This window comes from Streptoalloteichus tenebrarius, assembly GCF_024171885.1.
GTDB lineage: Bacteria > Actinomycetota > Actinomycetes > Mycobacteriales > Pseudonocardiaceae > Streptoalloteichus > Streptoalloteichus tenebrarius.
The window spans coordinates 102,529-119,773 of the sequence record NZ_JAMTCP010000012.1 but is presented as its reverse complement, the minus strand read 5'-3'; the positions used below and the strand labels follow the sequence as shown (position 1 = coordinate 119,773).

Sequence of the window (17,245 nt, the reverse complement as noted above, 5' to 3'; positions counted from 1 at the left end):
ACGACATTGGCGACCCGCTCGGTCAAGCCCGCGTTCTCGTCGATGACAACGGGAACATCGCCCACGTGGGGAGAGCCAGGGATGGGTCACAAAACTACGACCAGATCATCCCTTACCCTCGGGTTGTCCAACCATAGTTGTTCGTGACAGATCGTGACGGCTGTAGGGGAGGCTGAAGGTTGGGGTACAGTCCACCTTCAGCAGCCCCTGCCTGATGTAGTAACTTCCTACTGTGGACGATATCGCCCTCTCGGCGTCACTTGCCAAGGCCGGATTGCGTCTGTTGGGATCGGTTGACGCGACTGAACCGCTTATTCCTCCGAATCTGGCGTCGTTTGCCAATAGTTGCCCCGAGGAGGATGGAGCATTTGGGGGAGTGGTCGAACTGGATGATCCGCGGCTGTGGGAGAAGGCGAACTCTGAATGGTATCACCTGGCGTTGCGGTTCGGATTGTTCACTGCGGCTGACCCGCGTTTCCTGGTGGCAGTCCGCTGTGCGGAGGGGGGGATCGCCTCCGTGGTGGTGGGTGCGAGTCGAATTGCTGGACGAATGGGACATCGTCGGCGCGGGGGCCTCTTCTGGAGTTCTGGGAAACGATTTCTGTCGGCCCGGGTTCGTCATGCTGTCCCTGGATGGCGGTGTCATTTTGAGATGTGATGTCGGGGAAGTTTCCATCGATTTCAGCGTCGTGCGTGAACCTCATCATTCTCAAACCCTTGTGCGGCATGGAGAATGGATGGCTGGGACGTCGCTTGTTGATGAACCTATCCGATCCGCGGTAAGGCGTTGGCTGGCCAGTCATCGTTGAACGGAAGCGTCAGTTCACGCGGAGGCGAGCAGGCCGTCCGCTTCCAAGATATTCGAGTCCGTTCTTCTGTTCGCATTCAGTGGTTCGCGGGTTGCCATATTTGTTCGCGTGTCGTATGAATGCCTGGGGGTGGGTTTCCAACGAATCGGCATCGCACTTGGCTCTGGTGACGTGAGGGTGACGGTTGTGGGTGGGCGTCGGGTGCTCGGAGGACTGCTCGCCGGGGTGGTGTCGGGGGAGGGGTGTAGGGCGAACGGTTGAGGCTCCTGACGGGGTGGCTTGACCTTGGCGGGGTTGTGTCCGAGGGGTCGCGGATGTCCGGTCGCACATCACGGACAACCCGCTCGTCGAGGTCACCATCGACACGGACGGCCAGTCCGGCGACCAGACCGGCAAGCTGGTGGCGACCGACGAGCATCCGTTCTGGGTCGAGAGCGTCGGCAAGTGGCTCTACACGAAGGACCTGAAACCCGGTTACACCTTCCGGACCGCCGACAACCGCCCGGCGACCGTCACCGGAACGCGCTCCTTCAGCGAAGTCCGCCGCGTCTACAACCTCACGGTCGACGGCCTCCACACGTACTATGTTCTGGCAGGAGATACGCCAGTACTTGTGCACAACACCGAACCAGAGTGCTTCACTGCTCCAAAGACGTTCTTTGACCGCCATGGGCGAATGACGAATGGGACGTACACTTTAGATGTTCACGGTATGGTGCCTCACCTACCCGTCACAGTTCGTCCTGGGAAGAGCGTGTTCTTGAGCGGAGTGGATGCCGAAAGGGCGGTCCTGGACGCCGCGGCGTACGCTGACGCCCACGACCTGTGGGTTGGAAGCAAGGCGAAGGTGTATGTCGAAAATGGCCCGGTTGGGATCATCGCGAGGACCGGCGAGTTGACCAACTACATTAACGTCTACCGATCAAAGAATGGTTTCGTGCACGGTGCCCCCGGCGGTGCCCCCGGCGGTGCCCCCGGCGGTGCCCGGTGATCGATATCTCGGAAACGTTGGAGGATCTCTACCTGAGCCCTTCCTCCTGGGGCGCCGAGTCTGCGCGTGAGGCCGCATCCAGCCTTGCCAGGCACGTGGGGGCCTTGGTGGACTGGGACGCCGACGCTGGTGAGAGTTGGGTCAGCGTGATACTCGACGCCCGTCGCGTAGCTATGGTTTCTACGAGTTACCCGCTGGCAATTTTGGAAGGCGGAACCTCGTGGAACCCGGAGGATGTTGAGCTGGTTCGGTCGGCCGTCATCGTCCCGTCGTTCGATGCCCCGTTTCTTCGCTGCGACATTGTCCACCTCGGGCAGGCGTTTGGCGAGTCGGAAAGGTTTCATTCGGTGAATATCGAGCAATTCTCGGCCAATGATTTGTGGTATGCCACAATTTAATTTTGTGGCCCGCGGTGGGGCTTGTCGATTGCGTACGTCTTCATCACGCTTGGAAGTCCTCGTGCGGGAGAAGGATTCTTTCGGCGGTGTGTACCAGATGGATGGCCGCAACATTACTGTCCGGGGCGGTCTCTACTGCGCGCCAGGGGAGACGCTGCGCGGCCCGGGCGGCTATTTCGGCTCAACGCTGGACGCATTCAAAGACTGCCTTTCGGGGGGTTCGGGCTAACTCCACCATTCGTGCTGAACTGGCATTCAGTGAAGACGGCCCGGGTGCATCTCGGCGATTCGTATGTGGATGATATCGTGCGAGCGATGCGCTCTGCCGGGGTGTCAGTTAATTTGAGCTGACAGCGTCTTCACGGTTCTCTTGTTCGCTGTGGCGTCGGTGGCCGGATGAAGTTCTCGGGCGGGAACTGGGGCGAGGAATACTGTGCAGAGGTTCACTACTTTTGACTTCGGCTTGTCGGGATTCGCGCTCTGTTTCATGAGAGCTGGGCCGTGTGGGAGGGGTTGAGGAAGTCGTCCACTCCTGTCTCTCGGTAGGGGAATCGGCCGTCGCTGACGAGGCGCAGCAAAGAGGAGCTGACGCGCTTGAGCGTGATGTCACTGAACTGGCTGCTTCCCCCTTGAGTGACCGCAGGATCGAGCAGCTTTTCTCGATGGCGGCTTCGTGGAATTACTGCTTCCGTGGAGACGAGACGGCCCGAGCCTTTGTGGAGCGCATCAACATAACTTGTCGGCAGTGGAAAGAGATATACGGACGCGTGCCTGCGGAGGCTGATGCGGCTTGGGCTTCCCAGGACGTGGTGGCCGAACTGCGCGACATGCTCGCCACCTGCGCGCGCTCCGCCTCTGCGGACCTCGCCTGTCGGCTGCTTTTGAGGATTCGCATCGCCAACTTTGTTCCAGTGGAGTTTTTCGCTCGGGTGAGGTGCGAGAGGGTGGCCTCTCGATTGGCGCTCGGGGAAGAACCGCTGTCTTCCCTCGAATTTCTGGCTTCTGCTGCGGGCTCCACGTCGAACTAGGTGATCGATTGGCGAGTGAGACGCGACAGGCGAGTCGTTGATGTAAGTGCTTGGAGTGGTGGGCCAAACGAACCGGCACTGCACATGGCGCTGTCGTGGAGCGAGGATCACGGCCGGTGGCGCAGGTTGGGCACGGCTGCTGGGCGTCAGCTCGTGGGGATGGTGTTGGGGGAGGGTCGTAGGGTGGGGGGTGAGACCCCTGACCGGTGGCTTGTCCCGGGCAGGGGTGTGTCCGCTTTCCCGAGTCGCGTCCCGCCACGCAGCGTCCACCACAGGGGGAGTCCCGTGTCGCACCCCGCTCCGTTGTCCGGCCTGTTGACCGCAGCCATGGCCGACGAGGCACTTCGTGCCGTCGTCGACGCCGCGGGCGCATCCTCGTTGGAGGTGGAGGGACCGGCGGCGGCCCGGCCCCTGGTCACCGCCGCACTGGCGGCCAACCCCGACCGGGGTGGCGCGGGTCGTCCGGTCCTCGCCGTCACCGCCACCGGTCGCGAGGCGGAGGAACTGGCGGCGGAACTGGCGGAACTGCTCGGCGAGGACGCGGTCGCCACGTTCCCGTCGTGGGAGACGTTGCCGCACGAGCGCCTGTCACCCCGGGCCGACACGGTCGGCCGCAGACTCTCGGTCCTGCGGCGCCTCGCGCATCCCGAGGAACACCGGGCGGGGCCGTTGTGCGTGGTCGTGACGACGGTCCGCAGCCTGATCCAGCCGATGGCGCCCGGACTCGGCGAGCTGGAGCCGGTCCGGCTGAAGGTCGGCGACGAGCACGACTTCCAGGCGCTGGCCGAGCGCCTGACGATCCTGGCCTACAGCCGCGTGGACCTAGTGGAGAAGCGGGGCGAGTTCGCGGTGCGCGGCGGCATCCTCGACGTCTTCCCGCCCACCGCCGAGCACCCGTTGCGCGTGGAGTTCTGGGGCGACGAGGTCAGCGAGATCAGGGCGTTCGCCGTCGCAGACCAGCGCTCGTTGCCCGACCCAGTGGACGAGCTGTTCGCGCCGCCCTGTCGCGAGCTGCTGATCACTGAGGACGTCCGGACGCGCGCCGCCGCGCTGGCCGAGGAGCACCAGGGCGACCCGCACCTGGTGGAGATGCTGGAGAAGATCGCCTCCGGGATCCCGAGCGAGGGCATGGAGGCGTTGATCCCCGCCCTGTGCGAGGGCGAGCTGCGCCTGCTCACCGACGTGATGCCGGAGGGGACGCACGTCCTGCTCGCCGACCCGGAGAAGGTCCGCACGCGCGCGCACGACCTGGTGCGCACGGGCCAGGAGTTCCTGGAGGCGTCGTGGATGGCGGCCGCCGGGGGCGGCAAGGCCCCAATCGACCTCGGCGCGTCGGCCTACCGGGAGCTGGGCGAGGTCGCGACGAGCGCGCGCGAGGCGGGCCTGTCCTGGTGGACGCTGAGCCAGTTCACCACGGCCGAGGCCGGCGCCACCGAGGCCGAGGCCCCGGTCCGCCTGGACATCAGGAACGTCGAGGGCTACCGGGGCGAGGTCGAGCGGGCCTTCGCCGACCTCAGGGCGCACACCGCGACCGGCGGCGCGGCCGTGCTGGTCTTCCCCGGCGCGGGCACCGCGCAGCGGGCCGTCGAACAGCTTCGCGAGGCGGAGGTCTCGGCGCGGCTGGTCGACCGGCTGACCGCGCCGCCGGCTCCCGGTGTGGTCACGGTGGTGCGGGGCGCGCTGGAGGATGGCTTCCTCGCGCCTGGCGTGAACCTGGTGGTGCTGACCGAGACCGACCTGACCGGCGGTCGCGGTGGAACGTCCACAAAGGACATGCGGCGGATGCCGTCGCGCCGCCGCAACGCGGTCGACCCGCTGGCGCTCAAGCCCGGAGACTTCGTCGTCCACGAACAGCACGGCATCGGCAAGTACGTGCAGATGGTGCAGCGCACCGTCGCCGGGGCCACCCGCGAGTACCTCGTGCTGGAGTACGCGCCCAGCAAGCGGGGCCAGCCCGGCGACCGGCTGTTCGTGCCCACCGACCAGCTCGACGAGATCTCCCGCTACGTCGGCGGCGAACTGCCCACGCTGAACAAGCTCGGCGGCGCGGACTGGAAGAACACCAAGGCGAAGGCCCGCAAGGCGGTCAAGGAGATCGCGGCCGAGCTGGTGCAGCTCTACGCGGCCCGGCAGGCCGCGCCCGGCCACGCCTTCGGCCCGGACACGCCGTGGCAGCGCGAGCTGGAGGACGCCTTCCCCTACACCGAGACCCCGGACCAGCTCTCCGCGATCGACGAGGTCAAGGAGGACATGGAGAAGCCGGTCCCGATGGACCGGGTGATCTGCGGCGACGTCGGCTACGGCAAGACCGAGATCGCGGTGCGCGCGGCCTTCAAGGCGGTGCAGGACGGCAAGCAGGTCGCGGTGCTGGTGCCGACCACCCTGCTGGCCCAGCAGCACCTGAACACGTTCACCGAGCGGATGCGCTCGTTCCCGGTCACGGTCAAGGGCCTGTCCCGGTTCACCGACCCGATGGAGGCCGAGCAGGTCGTCGCGGGCCTGGCGACCGGGGACGTCGACGTGGTCATCGGCACGCACCGGCTGTTGCAGACCGGCCTGCGCTACAAGGACCTCGGCCTCGTGATCATCGACGAGGAGCAGCGGTTCGGCGTCGAGCACAAGGAGCACATCAAGGCGCTGCGCACGCACGTCGACGTGCTCACCATGTCCGCGACCCCCATCCCGAGGACGCTGGAGATGAGCCTGGCCGGCATCCGGGAGATGTCGACCATCCTCACCCCGCCGGAGGAGCGGCACCCGGTGCTGACCTACGTCGGCGCCTACGACGAGAAGCAGGTCGCCGCGGCCGTGCGCCGCGAGCTGCTGCGCGACGGCCAGGTCTTCTTCGTCCACAACCGGGTCAGCACGATCGAGAAGGCGGCGCGGCGCATCCGGGAGCTGGTGCCGGAGGCACGCGTGGTGACCGCGCACGGCCAGATGAACGAGGACCGCCTCGAAAAGATCATCCAGGGCTTCTGGGAACGCGAGTACGACGTGCTCGTGTGCACCACGATCGTCGAGACCGGTTTGGACATCTCCAACGCCAACACCCTGATCGTGGACCGGGCGGACCTGCTCGGCCTCTCCCAGCTCCACCAGCTTCGCGGCCGGGTCGGCCGGGGCAGGGAGCGCGGGTACGCGTACTTCCTGTACCCGCCGGAGAAGCCGCTGACCGAGACCGCCCACGACCGGCTCGCCACGATCGCGCAGAACTCGGAGCTGGGCGCCGGCATGGCGGTGGCCATGAAGGACCTGGAGATCCGCGGCGCCGGCAACATCCTCGGCGCGGAGCAGTCAGGCCACATCGCCGGCGTCGGCTTCGACCTCTACGTCCGGCTGGTCGGCGAGGCGGTGGACGCGTTCCGGCGGCACGCCGGCGCGGGCGGCGCGGCGGTCGAGGAGGAGGAGCCCGCGGAGGTGCGGGTGGACCTGCCGGTCGACGCGCACATCCCGCACGACTACGTGCCGGGCGAGCGACTGCGGCTGGAGGCCTACCGCAAGATCGCGGCGGCCGTGGACGCGGAGGGGCTGGACGCGGTGCGCGAGGAGCTGGTGGACCGCTACGGCGCTCCGCCGGCCCCGGTCGAGCGCCTGCTCGCCGTCGCCGGGTTCCGGCAGGCCTGCCGACGCCACGGCGTCACCGAGGTCGCCATGCAGGGCAACAACATCCGGATCGCGCCGCTGGAACTGCGGGACTCGCAGCTCGTGCGGATGCGCCGGCTGCACCCGCGCGCCGTCTACAAGCCGGCGACGAGGACGGTCTCGGTCCCGCGCCCCACCGAGGGCGCGGCCGGTGGTCGGATCGGCGCGCCGCCGTTGCGCGACGTCCCGCTGCTCCAGTGGTGCGCCAGCTTCCTGGACTCCCTGGAGGTCCCGACGCCGGTCGCGACGAGCTGACGCTTTCCGCCCGTGGTGGCGCTCCGTCCGGTCCGGATTGGTCGGGTGGAGCGCCACCCTCTCGGCGGTGCGCCCTCCCATGACCGTCGGGCGAATGTCCTGACGGTTCTCGGTGAGCACCTGCTGACTCAGCGTCGCGGTCATGAGAAGGTAGGCGACTGTGACGACCGCCATCCGCCGTCCCGCCCGCCTGCTCGCCCTCGTCGTCGCCGCCGGCGCGTTGCTGGTCGGCTGCGGTTCCGGCCCCAGCCAGGTCGGCGCGGCCGCCGTCATCGGCGACTCCACCATCCCGCTGGACCACGTGCGGCAGCGCCTGGACTCGGTGTTCCACAAGGACCCCGACATCAAGTCCGACCTGCGCAAGCAGGGAACGCTCGACGTCGTGGCCCGCAACATCGTGACGCTGTCGGTGCGGCACGACCTGATCGGCAGGGCCGCCGACAGGGAGGGGCTGTCCTACCGCGAGGAGCAGGTCAGCGAGCTGATCGACAAGCAGGGCGGGGCCGAGGCGGCCTCCCGGGGCACGGTCTACGACGAGCACACCTTCCGGGAGCGTGCCGCCGACCAGCTCCTGCTCGTGGAGCTGGGCAAGAAGTACCTGGACCGGCTGAGCATCACCGTCGACTACACGCAGGCCGGCTCGCGCAAGGCCGCCGAGGAGAAGGCGCGGCAGCTCGCGAACGACCCGGAGCGGGCGCGCGACGTCATCGCGAAGGACAGGGCCAGCGGCGTTCCCGCCGGCCTCAACGAGCGGCTGCGGGCCTCGGACAACCTCCAGCTCGCCTCGACGCCGTTGTTCAGCGCGGAGAAGGGGACCGTGCTCGCGTTCCCGGTCAGCGACCGGGACGGGCAGTGGCTGGTCGCGGTGGTGCGGGAGCGCTCGCTGTCGGACGGCGCGTCCGGCGGCGTGGACGTCAAGCAGCTCGACCCGCGTCAGCTTGAGGCGATCGGCCTGCGCATGCTCGCCCCGCTGTCCGAGGAGCTGGGCGTGCGGGTGAACCCGCGCTACGGCGTGTGGGACCCGATGAGCCTGGCGGCGGTCGCCAACCCGGAGGAGACCGGCGGCTTCCGCTTCCCGCCGCGCGAACGCGCCCAGTGAGCCCGGTCCACGGTCCGCCTGTTGGGTCCGACGTGCTCGGTCCAGCGAGGCCGGGCCTGCGAGGCCGGACCTGCGAGGCCGGACCTGCGAGGCCGGGCCTGCGACGCCTGGTCAGCGAAACCGGGCCGGTGAGGCCGGACGAGTGAAGCAGGACCAGTGAGGCCGGACCAGTGAAGCAGGACCAGTGAGGCCGGACCAGTGAAGCAGGACCAGTAAGGCCGACCGGACACGACCGACCGGACACGACCGGGCGGGCACGGCCGGCGAGGTCGGTTCGGCGGAGCCAGGCCCGCTCGGCCGGCCCTCACGCGAACGGTAAGACTGGAAGGGTGACTCGGCCCGAGATGCAGGACCCCACTCTGCGGCCCGTCCCGGTCCCCGGCTGCGCCATCGTGGTGCTCAGCGACCGCCTCGGCGCGGTGTTGCCGGCCGCGGCGGTGCCGCTGCTCCGCGAGGCGGAGGCGGTGTACGTGGCATCGGACGTCGACGACGCGCTGAGGGCGGCGATGGGCGCCGCGCCCGCGCCCACTCCCTCTGCCCTGGTCGCGGAGGCCGGCGAGCGTCCCGTCCTGCTGGTCGCGGCGGACGCGGCCGACCCGGCCGCGGCGGCGCTGCACGCGGCGGGCGCGCCGGTGCTCGGCACGCCCGAGCCGGTCGGGGCCGCCCTGCTGGACGCCGTCGCCGCGATGGACCGCCTGCGCTCGCCAGGCGGGTGTCCATGGGACGCCGAGCAGACCCACGAGTCGCTGCGCCAGTACCTGATCGAGGAGACCTACGAGCTCCTGGAGGCCATCGAGGACGGCGACCGGGCCGCGCTGCGGGAGGAGTTGGGCGACGTCCTCCTCCAGGTCCTGTTCCACTCGCGGGTGGCGTCGGAGGACCCGGCCGATCCGTTCTCCGTGGACGACGTGGCCGGTGACCTGGTCGCCAAGCTCGTGGGCCGACACCCGCACGTCTTCGCCGACGGCGACCCGCACGTGCACGACGCGACCAGCCAGCAGCACCGCTGGGAGGAGCTGAAGCAGGCGGAGAAGCGCCGGGAGTCCTCGCTGGACGGCGTCGCGACCGGGCAGCCGGCGGTGGCGTTGGCCGCGAAGCTCGCGCAGCGCACCGCGAGGGCCGGTCTGCCGGCGGACCTGCTGCCGGAGGGCGACTCCTCGGGCGAGTTGTTGTTCGTCGTGGCGGCGTTGGCCAAGCTCGCCGGGGAGGACCCCGAGGGCGAGCTGCGCGCGGTGGCGCGGCGGTTCGCCGAGCGGGTGCGGGAGGCGGAGCGGTCGGCGCGCGCGGCGGGGGTGGACCCGGCGACCATGGGACCGACCGGGTGGCGTCGGTTCTGGCCCGCGAGTTCCTGAGTCCCCCGAGGACTGTTGCCGAGGACTGTTGCCGAGGACGGCCGAGGACTGCCTGCCCCGCCGGCGCTGGTTCGGGTCTCTTCGCTGGTTCGGGACCTGTTCGTCCGTTCGCGGTCGTCTCGGGCGGATTGCCCGTGCTCGTGGGAGTGTGCGCCATTCGACCGGGTGAATCGGTGCTCGGGGGCGGGTCGGGAGCGCCGTCAGGGCGCGGTGGCAGGGTGCGGTGGCAGGGACGTTCGTTGAACGGCGAAGTGCGTTGTTGTCAAAGGATTTTGGCGACTTGTCCACAGGCGCGGTCGTGCTCATTCGTTCGGGCGACAGGATTTCTGAGTTATCCACAGGGGCGGGAGCGTGCGTTTCTCCCGCGGGGTCGTGGCTGGTTAGGCTGGAGCGGGGCTCGCCCCCCAGGGTGGGTGGGGGCTGTCCGGACTGGCTGGGGTGGTCCGGGTGCGCGGGAGAGCCTGACACCGCGGGGGCGGGGCTCGGCGAGGGGACACCGGACGGCGGTAGGCGGTGTGGGCGAATGCCCGTTCCGCTCGCGATCACGGCGGGTAACGTCGCGTTGGTGACCGGTTACCTCCGCTTCCCACATCTGCATGGTGGGCTCGTGACCTTCGTCGCCGAGGACGACGTGTGGCTGGCGCCGCTGGACGGCGGCAGGGCGTGGCGGGTCTCCGCCGACCGCGTGCCCGCCAATCATCCCCGGTTCTCGCCGGACGGCGCCCTGTTGGCCTGGACGAGCCACCGTGACGGCGCGCCCGAGGTGCACGTGGCGCCCGTGGACGGCGGGCCGAGCCAGCGGCTGACGTACTGGGGCGACCCGAGGACGAGCGTGCGCGGCTGGACGCCCGACGGCGCGGTGCTCGCCATCAGCGCCACCGGCGAGCCCTCGACCCGCCGCACCTGGGCCCACGCGGTGCCGGTGGACGGCGGGCCGGCGCGGCGGCTGCCGTACGGGCCGGTGAGCGAGGTCGCCTACGGCCCCGACGGCGCGGTGGCGCTCGTCTCCGCCGTGTTCCGGGACCCGGCGCACTGGAAGCGCTACCGCGGTGGCACCGCCGGCAAGCTCTGGCTCGCCCCCGCCGCCGAGGGCTCCGCCCCGGAGTTCCGCCGCATCCTGTCCGATGTGGATGGTCAGCTCCACTCGGTGGGCTGGGTCGGCGACCGCGTGGTGTTCCTGTCCGACCACGAGGGCGTCGGCAACCTGTACTCGTGCCGGCCCGACGGGTCCGACCTCCGGAAGCACAGCCACCACACGGAGTTCTACGCGCGCCAGGCGAGCACCGACGGCACGCGCGTGGTCTACCACTGCTCCGGCCAGCTCTGGCTGCTGGAGGACCTGTCGGCCGAGCCGCGCCCGGTGGAGGTCCGCCTCGGCGGCCCCAGGACGGCCCGCCAGCCCTACCCGGTGCGCACCTCCCACGAGCTGGGCGAGTTCCAGCCGGACCGCACCGGCCGCGCCAGCGTCGTCGAGGTGCGGGGCACGGTGCACTGGCTGACCCACCGGGACGGGCCGGCGATCGCCGTGTCCGTCGAACCGGGTGTCCGGGCCCGTCTCCCGGTCGTGCTCGGCGACAGCGGTCGCGTCGCCTGGGTCACCGACGCCCACGGCGAGGACGCCGTGGAGATCGCTCCGGTGGGGGACCGTGAGGCGCGCAACCGCTCCTCGTCCTCTTCCTCGTCCTCTTCCGGGCCCTCTTCGGGGTCCTCCTCGGGCCAGGAGCGGCGCTCCGGCGGGTCCGGCCCGGAGGACGCGGTGCAGCCGCGACGCCTGGCCACCGGCCAGCTCGGGCGGGTGCTGGAGCTGGTCAGCTCGCCCGACGGGCGCACCCTGGCCATCGCGACGCACGACGGCCGGCTGCTCCTGCTCGACGTGGAGACCGCCGAGCTGCGCCAGGTGGTCGCGGCCGAGGACGGCGAGGCGCAGGACGTGGTGTTCTCCCCGGACTCGGCATGGCTGGCCTGGTCGCACCCTGGCCCGCCGCCGCTGCGGCAGATCCGCGTCGCCCGCCTCGAAGATCTGTCCATTGTGGACATCACCCCGCTGCGGTTCCTGGACTACAACCCGGTGTTCACCGCGGACGGCAAGCACCTGGCGTTCCTCTCGGTGCGCACCTTCGACCCGGTCTACGACGCGCACGTCTTCGACCTGTCCTTCCCGGCGGGCTGCCGCCCGCACCTGGTGCCGCTGGGCGCCCGCACCCCGTCACCGTTCGACCCGCGCCTGGGCGGCCGCCCCGTGGGCGACGCCGACGACGACACGGGCGAGCGCGAGGGCAAGAACGGCGGGCGCAACGGCGACCCCGAGCCCGTGGTGATCGACGCCGAGGGCATCGCCGAGCGCGTGGTGCCGTTCCCGGTGCCGGCGAGCAACTACGCCTCCCTCCGCGCCGGCAAGGGAGGCGTGCTCTGGCTGCGCGAGGCGCTGACCGGGACGCTGGGCCACGACATCGCCGGCTCCGACGCGGAGCAGCCCCGCCCGGTGCTGGAGCGCTTCGACCTCAGGGAGCTGCGCTGCGAGGAGCTCGTCGACGGCGTGGACGCCTTCGAGGTCAGCGGGGACGGTGCCCGCCTGGTCCTGCGCGACCGGGGGGCGCTGCGCGTCCAGCCCTCCGACCGCAAGGCGGAGCGGGACAGCGGCTCGGACGGCGTGATCGACATCGACCTGTCCCGGATCCGGGTGCAGGTCGACCCGGCCGCCGAGTGGCGGCAGGCCTACCACGAGGCCGGCCGCCTGATGCGGGACCACTTCTGGCGGGCCGACATGGGCGGGGTGGACTGGGACGGCGTGCTCGCCAGGTACTCCCCGGCGCTGGACCGGCTCGGCAGCCACGACGACCTGGTCGACCTGCTGTGGGAGGTGCAGGGCGAGCTGGCCACCTCGCACGCCTACGTCGTCCCCCCGGGGACCGGCGTGGAGTCCGGGCGACGCCAGGGCCTGCTCGGCGCGGACCTGGAGCGCGCGGAGGACGGGAGCTGGCGCGTGGCGCGGGTGCTGCCGGGGGAGAGCTCCGACCCGGACGCGCGGTCGCCGCTGGCCGCGCCGGGCGTGGGCGTGCGCGCCGGCGACGTCCTGCTCGCGGTGAACGGTCGGCCCGTCGACCCGTTGCGGGGGCCGGGACCGCTGCTCGCCGGCACGGCCGGCAAGCCGGTCGAGCTGACCGTGCGCCCCGCCGACGGCGGCGCCACCCGGCGGGTCGTCGTCCGCCCCCTCGACAGCGAGGAGCAGCTCCGCTACCACGACTGGGTCGCCGGCCGGCGCAACCACGTGCACGCGCTGTCCGAGGGCAGGGTGGGCTACCTGCACGTGCCCGACATGGTGGCGAGCGGGTGGGCGCAGCTCCACCGGGACCTGCGGCTGGAACTGCGGCGCGAGGCGCTGGTGGTGGACGTGCGGGAGAACCGGGGCGGCCACACCTCGCAGCTCGTGGTGGAGAAGCTGGCCCGCCGGATCGTGGGTTGGGACTACGGGCGCGGCTACCAGCCGGTCAGCTACCCGATGGAGGCGCCCCGCGGCCCGGTGGTGGCCGTGGCCAACGAGTTCTCCGGCTCCGACGGCGACATCGTCAACGCGGCGATCAAGGCGTTGGGGATCGGCCCGGTGGTCGGCGTGCGGACCTGGGGCGGGGTGATCGGCATCGACTCGCGCTACCACCTCGTGGACGGCACGTTGGTCACCCAGCCCCGGTACGCCACCTGGCTGTCCGGGTTCGGCTGGGGGGTGGAGAACCACGGCGTCGACCCGGACGTCGAGGTGGTGATGACCCCGCAGGACTGGGCGGCCGGCAGGGACCCGCAGCTCGACACGGCGGTGCGGCTGGCGTTGGAGGCGCTGGCCGAGCGACCGGCGGCGACCCCGCCGCCCCTGCCCACCGACTGACCGGTGTCCGCTCCGCGCGGGCGGTGTCCTTCTCGGGGCCGCCCGCGCGGAGCGCCGGGGTGTGGTGTGTGGGGGAAGGGGGAGGCGGGCCGGGTGCGGGACGCCTCCCCACACCCCGGGCTCCGCGTGCGGGGTCCGGTCCCCGTGTCGGGTGCTCTTCCATCACCCGACCATCACCCGACCGGGGAGCTGGGCCGTTCGGCGGGCAGTGGGAGCGTCCCACCGGGCGATCTCCGGGGGTGGTCGGTCCGAACGCCGGCGTTCTCGATCCACTTTCCGCACGTAGCCTGGTCGCCGTGCCCAGGACCGAGGCGTCGTTCCCCTCCGCGCCCCCCTCGGCGGACCCGCGCCCCCCGCGCCGGCGGACCGCCCGGCTGCTCGGCCGACTGGCGCTGGTCGCGTTCCTGCTGACCGCGCTGCTCGCCGTGGTGGCCGGCGTCGCCTGGGTGCTGGGCGCGCTCAACCGCCTGCCCACCCAGGGGGTCCGCGACCCCGTCGACCCCGCTCCGGTGGAGCCCGGCTCGGCCGCGCCCGCCTTCGGCGGCCTGCCCGAGACCGGGCAGGCCACGGCCCCCGACGGCCAGACCGGGGCGCCCGACCCGGTCGGCGAGTGGGCGCGCCGGATCGCCGACCGCACCGGGGCCCCGGCCAGGGCGCTGCGCGCCTACGTGCGCGCCGACCTGGCGATGCGGGCGAAGGCGCCTGCCTGCCGGATCTCGTGGGCCACGTTGGCCGGGATCGGGCGGGTCGAGTCCGACCACGGGCGGTGGGGCGGGGCCACCCTCGGGGACGACGGCCGGCCGTCCAAGCCGATCATCGGGGTCGCGCTGGACGGCTCGCCGGGGCTGGAGGCGATCCCGGACACCGACCAGGGCCGGCTCGACGGCGACACCCGGCACGACCGCGCGGTCGGTCCGATGCAGTTCATCCCCGCCACCTGGGCCATCTGGGCGACCGACGGCAACGGCGACGGGGTGGCGGACCCGCAGAACATCGACGACGCGGCGATGACCGCCGCGCGCTACCTCTGCGCGAACGGGCGCGACCTGTCCACCGGCGAGGGATGGTGGTCCGCCCTCCGCTCGTACAACAACTCCGTCGACTACGGGCAGCGGGTGTTCGGCGTGGCCGAGCGGTACGCCCGCGCCAGCACGAGCTGAGACGCCCTCGCGGGGAGCCGTCGCCGGGTGCCCTTTTCGCGGCGCCGTTGTCGCGGCGCGCCTCAGGGCGCCTCAGGGGGGAGTGGTGGCGCGAGCGGTCGGGCCGGGCGCCCGGGGCTGGAGCGGCCGTCAGGAGGAGTCGCGGTCGTTCTGCACCGCGATCCGCGCCCGCACCTCGCCGAGGGCCTCCTGGTAGTCCGGGCTCGGGTGCATGACCGCGGCCATCCTGAGCTGGGTGTGGGCCTCGGCGAGCCGGCCCTGCCGCTCCAACGTCCTGCCGAGGGCGAACCGCGCGTAGTGGTCGCTGGGGTCGATCTCCAGTACCCGGCGGAACGCCTTCTCGGCCCGACGGAGCTGGGCCGACAACAGGTAGGCGCGGGCGGCGAGCAGGTGCACGCTCCTGGCGTGCGGCGCCTCGTCGAGCACGGGGCGCAGCGCGCGGAGCGCCGCCAGCGGTTGCCGTGCCGCCAGCAACGACTCGGCCCGCCGGAACGCCTCGAACGGAGTGTCCGCGCTCATGGTCCGCCTAACGCTACGCCCGGGTCGGCTGTTCCTGGACCGCCATCTGGTGGGTGCCGCAGTCCGGTTCGGTCCCCTTCGGCGTCCGGGTACCCAACGCGCAGACGACGGCACCGAGCACCAGCCGGACGACCGCCCCGACCGTGGGCGTCTCACCCAGCACCAGCCAGGAGATCACCGCGGTCACCGAGGGGACGGCGCTGAACAGCGTGCCGGCCCTGGCGGCACCGCCCCACCGGACGACCTCCAGGAACAACGTGCCCTCGCCGCTGACCCGAACACGACGAGCCACACCACGGCCAGTGCGGCCTGGAGCGGCTCGGTGACCGTCCCCGGTTCGAGCAGCGCGAGCACCCCGACCAGCGGGGGTCGCGGTGACGAGCTGCACGGTGCTCGCCGCCTTCACGTCGACGCCCTGGCAGAACCGCTGCTGGTAGACCGCGCCGGCGGAGACGCCGACCAGCCCGAGCAGCGTGAACCCGATGCCGGCGTCGATCCCGGTCTCGACGGCGACCGCCCAGTGCGGCGACCACGGCCGCCACGCCCACGACCAGGCCCACCACCCGCGTCCGACCGATCCGCTCGCGCGGCAGCACTGCGGCCAGTCCCGCGATCACCACCGGGTTCAGTCCGATGACCAGGGGCGTGACTCCGGCCGGAACCCTGGCGCGCATGCCGCATAGACCCCCACGAACTGCACGCCCTGGAACAGCAGCCCAGACACGGCGACGTGCGCGAGCAGACGGCGTGCGCGGCCACCTGGCCCGCGCCACCACCGCGATGACGCCCATGAGGACGGCGGCGAGGGCGAACCGGACCGTGGTGACCAGGAACGGGGGCGCCGCCGAGACGCCGAGCGCGCCGGCCAGGCAACTCGTGGCCCAGATCAGGTTCGTGAGCGCGGCGAGGCCAGGGGGATGCGCACGCGGGCAGCTTCGACGCGGCCGCGCAGCGCCGTCCAACAATGATCAGTGATCGCGATCGATCAGGAAACGCGATCGGTCATCGGCGGTCGCGGTCGTCGCGGTGGTCTCCGCCCCGTGGCGTCGGTCCTGGACATCGTCCCGCTGCGCAGCCTGGTCGCGGTGGCCGACTCGCGGCGGCTTCCACCGCGCCGCCGCCGCGCTCCACCTCACCCAGTCGGCGGTCAGCCAGCACGTGCGCCGCCTCGAACGCGTGCTCGGGCGCCCCGTGGTGCGCAGGGAGGGGCGTCGCTTCCGGTTCCCGCCGGCGGGGGAGGCGCTGCTGACCGAGGCCCGGCGGCTGCGCGCCCTGCACGACGAGGCGATCCGCCGACTCGGCGTGGAGGACACCGGCACCCTCGTCGTCGGCTCCGCCGAGTACGCCGCCGACCAGTTCCTCCCCGAGCTGGCCCACGCCCTGCGCGTCGCCCTGCCCGGCACCGAGGTGCGGTTCCGGCTCGACCGCGGCGCCCGGCTGACCGAGGCGGTCGAGCAGGGGGTCGTCGACCTCGCCGTGCTGCTCGGCGCACCGACCGGCGGCCGCACCCGCGCGGCGGGGACCGTGCCGCTTGCCTGGTTCGCCGCCCCCGACTGGCGGCCGCGTCCCGGCCGGCCGTTGCCGGTCGTCGCGTACCACGAGCCCTGTGCCCTGCGCCGGATCGGCCTGGAGGCGCTGGCCGCCGCCGGGATCCCGGCCGACGTCGTCGTCGAGGCCGCCGACCTCGCCGGCGTGCAGGCCGCGGCCAGGGCCAGGGCCAGGCTCGGCGTCACGCTGCTGCCCGCCGGCCCCCGCCGGGCGGAGGGGCTGGTCCGATGCCCGGAGCTGCCCGAGGTGCCGTCGCGGCCCCTGAGGGTCAGGGTGCGCAAGGGCCTGCCCGTCGACCTGGCCAGGGACGCCGCCGCGGCCCTCCGCGCGGTCCTCGTCGCCCCCGGCGGCGCGGGTGACCCTGGTGGTCCTGGCGGCGGACCACATGCCGACACTCCCGTCGGCACACCTGCCGACACGCCCGCCGTCGCGGTGTCCGGACCCGACGCCCCCTACCTGGCGGGTTGTGACGTGCGTCGGCACCGCGCGTCCCCGACCGGCGAGCCAGGAGCGGCCGACTAGGCTCGGCCCCGGTTGTGGCAGTCCGCACGCTGGTAAGGAGCG

General features: G+C 71.6%; 11 protein-coding genes and 1 pseudogene. 9 read left to right on the top strand and 3 right to left on the bottom strand.

Going from position 1 to position 17,245, the window contains the following annotated elements:
• Positions 1–1,137 precede the first annotated feature (1,137 nt).
• The 8 genes from LX15_RS13515 (at position 1,138) to LX15_RS13480 (ending at position 14,614) form a co-directional block, all read left to right on the top strand.
• Positions 1,138–1,800: a polymorphic toxin-type HINT domain-containing protein gene (locus LX15_RS13515; protein ID WP_308213464.1), complete on the top strand. Its 663-nt coding sequence runs from the start codon at positions 1,138–1,140 to the stop codon at positions 1,798–1,800.
• A complete protein-coding gene (locus LX15_RS13510) occupies positions 1,797–2,198 on the top strand; it encodes a hypothetical protein (protein WP_253669908.1) in 402 nt (133 codons plus the stop codon). The genes LX15_RS13515 and LX15_RS13510 overlap by 4 nt, the downstream gene beginning before the upstream one ends.
• Before the next feature lie 503 nt (positions 2,199–2,701).
• The gene (locus tag LX15_RS13505; protein ID WP_253669907.1) at positions 2,702–3,226 is read left to right on the top strand and encodes a hypothetical protein; all 525 of its coding nucleotides are present in this window, start codon (positions 2,702–2,704) and stop codon (positions 3,224–3,226) included.
• 285 nt (positions 3,227–3,511) lie between these two features.
• Complete coding sequence (mfd, locus tag LX15_RS13500) at positions 3,512–7,123, top strand: transcription-repair coupling factor (protein ID WP_253669906.1); 3,612 nt, start codon at positions 3,512–3,514, stop codon at positions 7,121–7,123.
• A 160-nt stretch (positions 7,124–7,283) separates the two neighbouring features.
• A complete protein-coding gene (locus tag LX15_RS13495; protein ID WP_253669905.1) occupies positions 7,284–8,222 on the top strand; it encodes a hypothetical protein in 939 nt (312 codons plus the stop codon).
• 344 nt (positions 8,223–8,566) lie between these two features.
• Entirely contained in the window at positions 8,567–9,574 is a 1,008-nt protein-coding gene (locus LX15_RS13490) for a nucleoside triphosphate pyrophosphohydrolase (RefSeq protein ID WP_253669904.1), read from the top strand.
• Between the two features lie 523 nt (positions 9,575–10,097).
• Positions 10,098–13,454 carry a S41 family peptidase gene (locus LX15_RS13485; protein ID WP_253669903.1) on the top strand — a complete coding sequence of 1,119 codons (3,357 nt, stop codon included), beginning with the start codon at positions 10,098–10,100 and terminating at the stop codon, positions 13,452–13,454.
• 296 nt (positions 13,455–13,750) lie between these two features.
• A complete protein-coding gene (locus tag LX15_RS13480) occupies positions 13,751–14,614 on the top strand; it encodes a lytic transglycosylase domain-containing protein (protein ID WP_253669902.1) in 864 nt (287 codons plus the stop codon).
• 129 nt (positions 14,615–14,743) lie between these two features.
• Here the strand turns inward: LX15_RS13480 and LX15_RS13475 are convergent, their stop codons facing one another.
• The 3 genes and pseudogenes from LX15_RS13475 to LX15_RS33555 form a co-directional block, all read right to left on the bottom strand.
• Complete coding sequence (locus LX15_RS13475) at positions 14,744–15,133, bottom strand: tetratricopeptide repeat protein (RefSeq protein WP_253669901.1); 390 nt, start codon at positions 15,131–15,133, stop codon at positions 14,744–14,746.
• Between the two features lie 13 nt (positions 15,134–15,146).
• A complete protein-coding gene (locus LX15_RS13470) occupies positions 15,147–15,425 on the bottom strand; it encodes a DMT family transporter (RefSeq protein WP_253669900.1) in 279 nt (92 codons plus the stop codon).
• Between the two features lie 292 nt (positions 15,426–15,717).
• Positions 15,718–16,095 (bottom strand): annotated as a pseudogene (locus LX15_RS33555) (DMT family transporter); the annotation flags it as partial.
• Positions 16,096–16,159: 64 nt separating this feature from the next.
• On the opposite strand from LX15_RS33555, the gene LX15_RS13465 reads away from it, so the two are divergent.
• Positions 16,160–17,203 carry a LysR substrate-binding domain-containing protein gene (locus tag LX15_RS13465; RefSeq protein ID WP_253669899.1) on the top strand — a complete coding sequence of 348 codons (1,044 nt, stop codon included), beginning with the start codon at positions 16,160–16,162 and terminating at the stop codon, positions 17,201–17,203.
• Positions 17,204–17,245 lie beyond the last annotated feature (42 nt).

Bases quoted from the DNA above. Each gene is read 5' to 3' on its own strand.
- LX15_RS13490 (WP_253669904.1), top strand. From the start codon at position 8,567: ATGCAGGACCCCACTCTGCGGCCCGTCCCGGTCCCCGGCTGCGCCATC.
- LX15_RS13475 (WP_253669901.1), bottom strand. From the start codon at position 15,133: ATGAGCGCGGACACTCCGTTCGAGGCGTTCCGGCGGGCCGAGTCGTTG.
- LX15_RS13485 (WP_253669903.1), top strand. From the start codon at position 10,098: ATGCCCGTTCCGCTCGCGATCACGGCGGGTAACGTCGCGTTGGTGACC.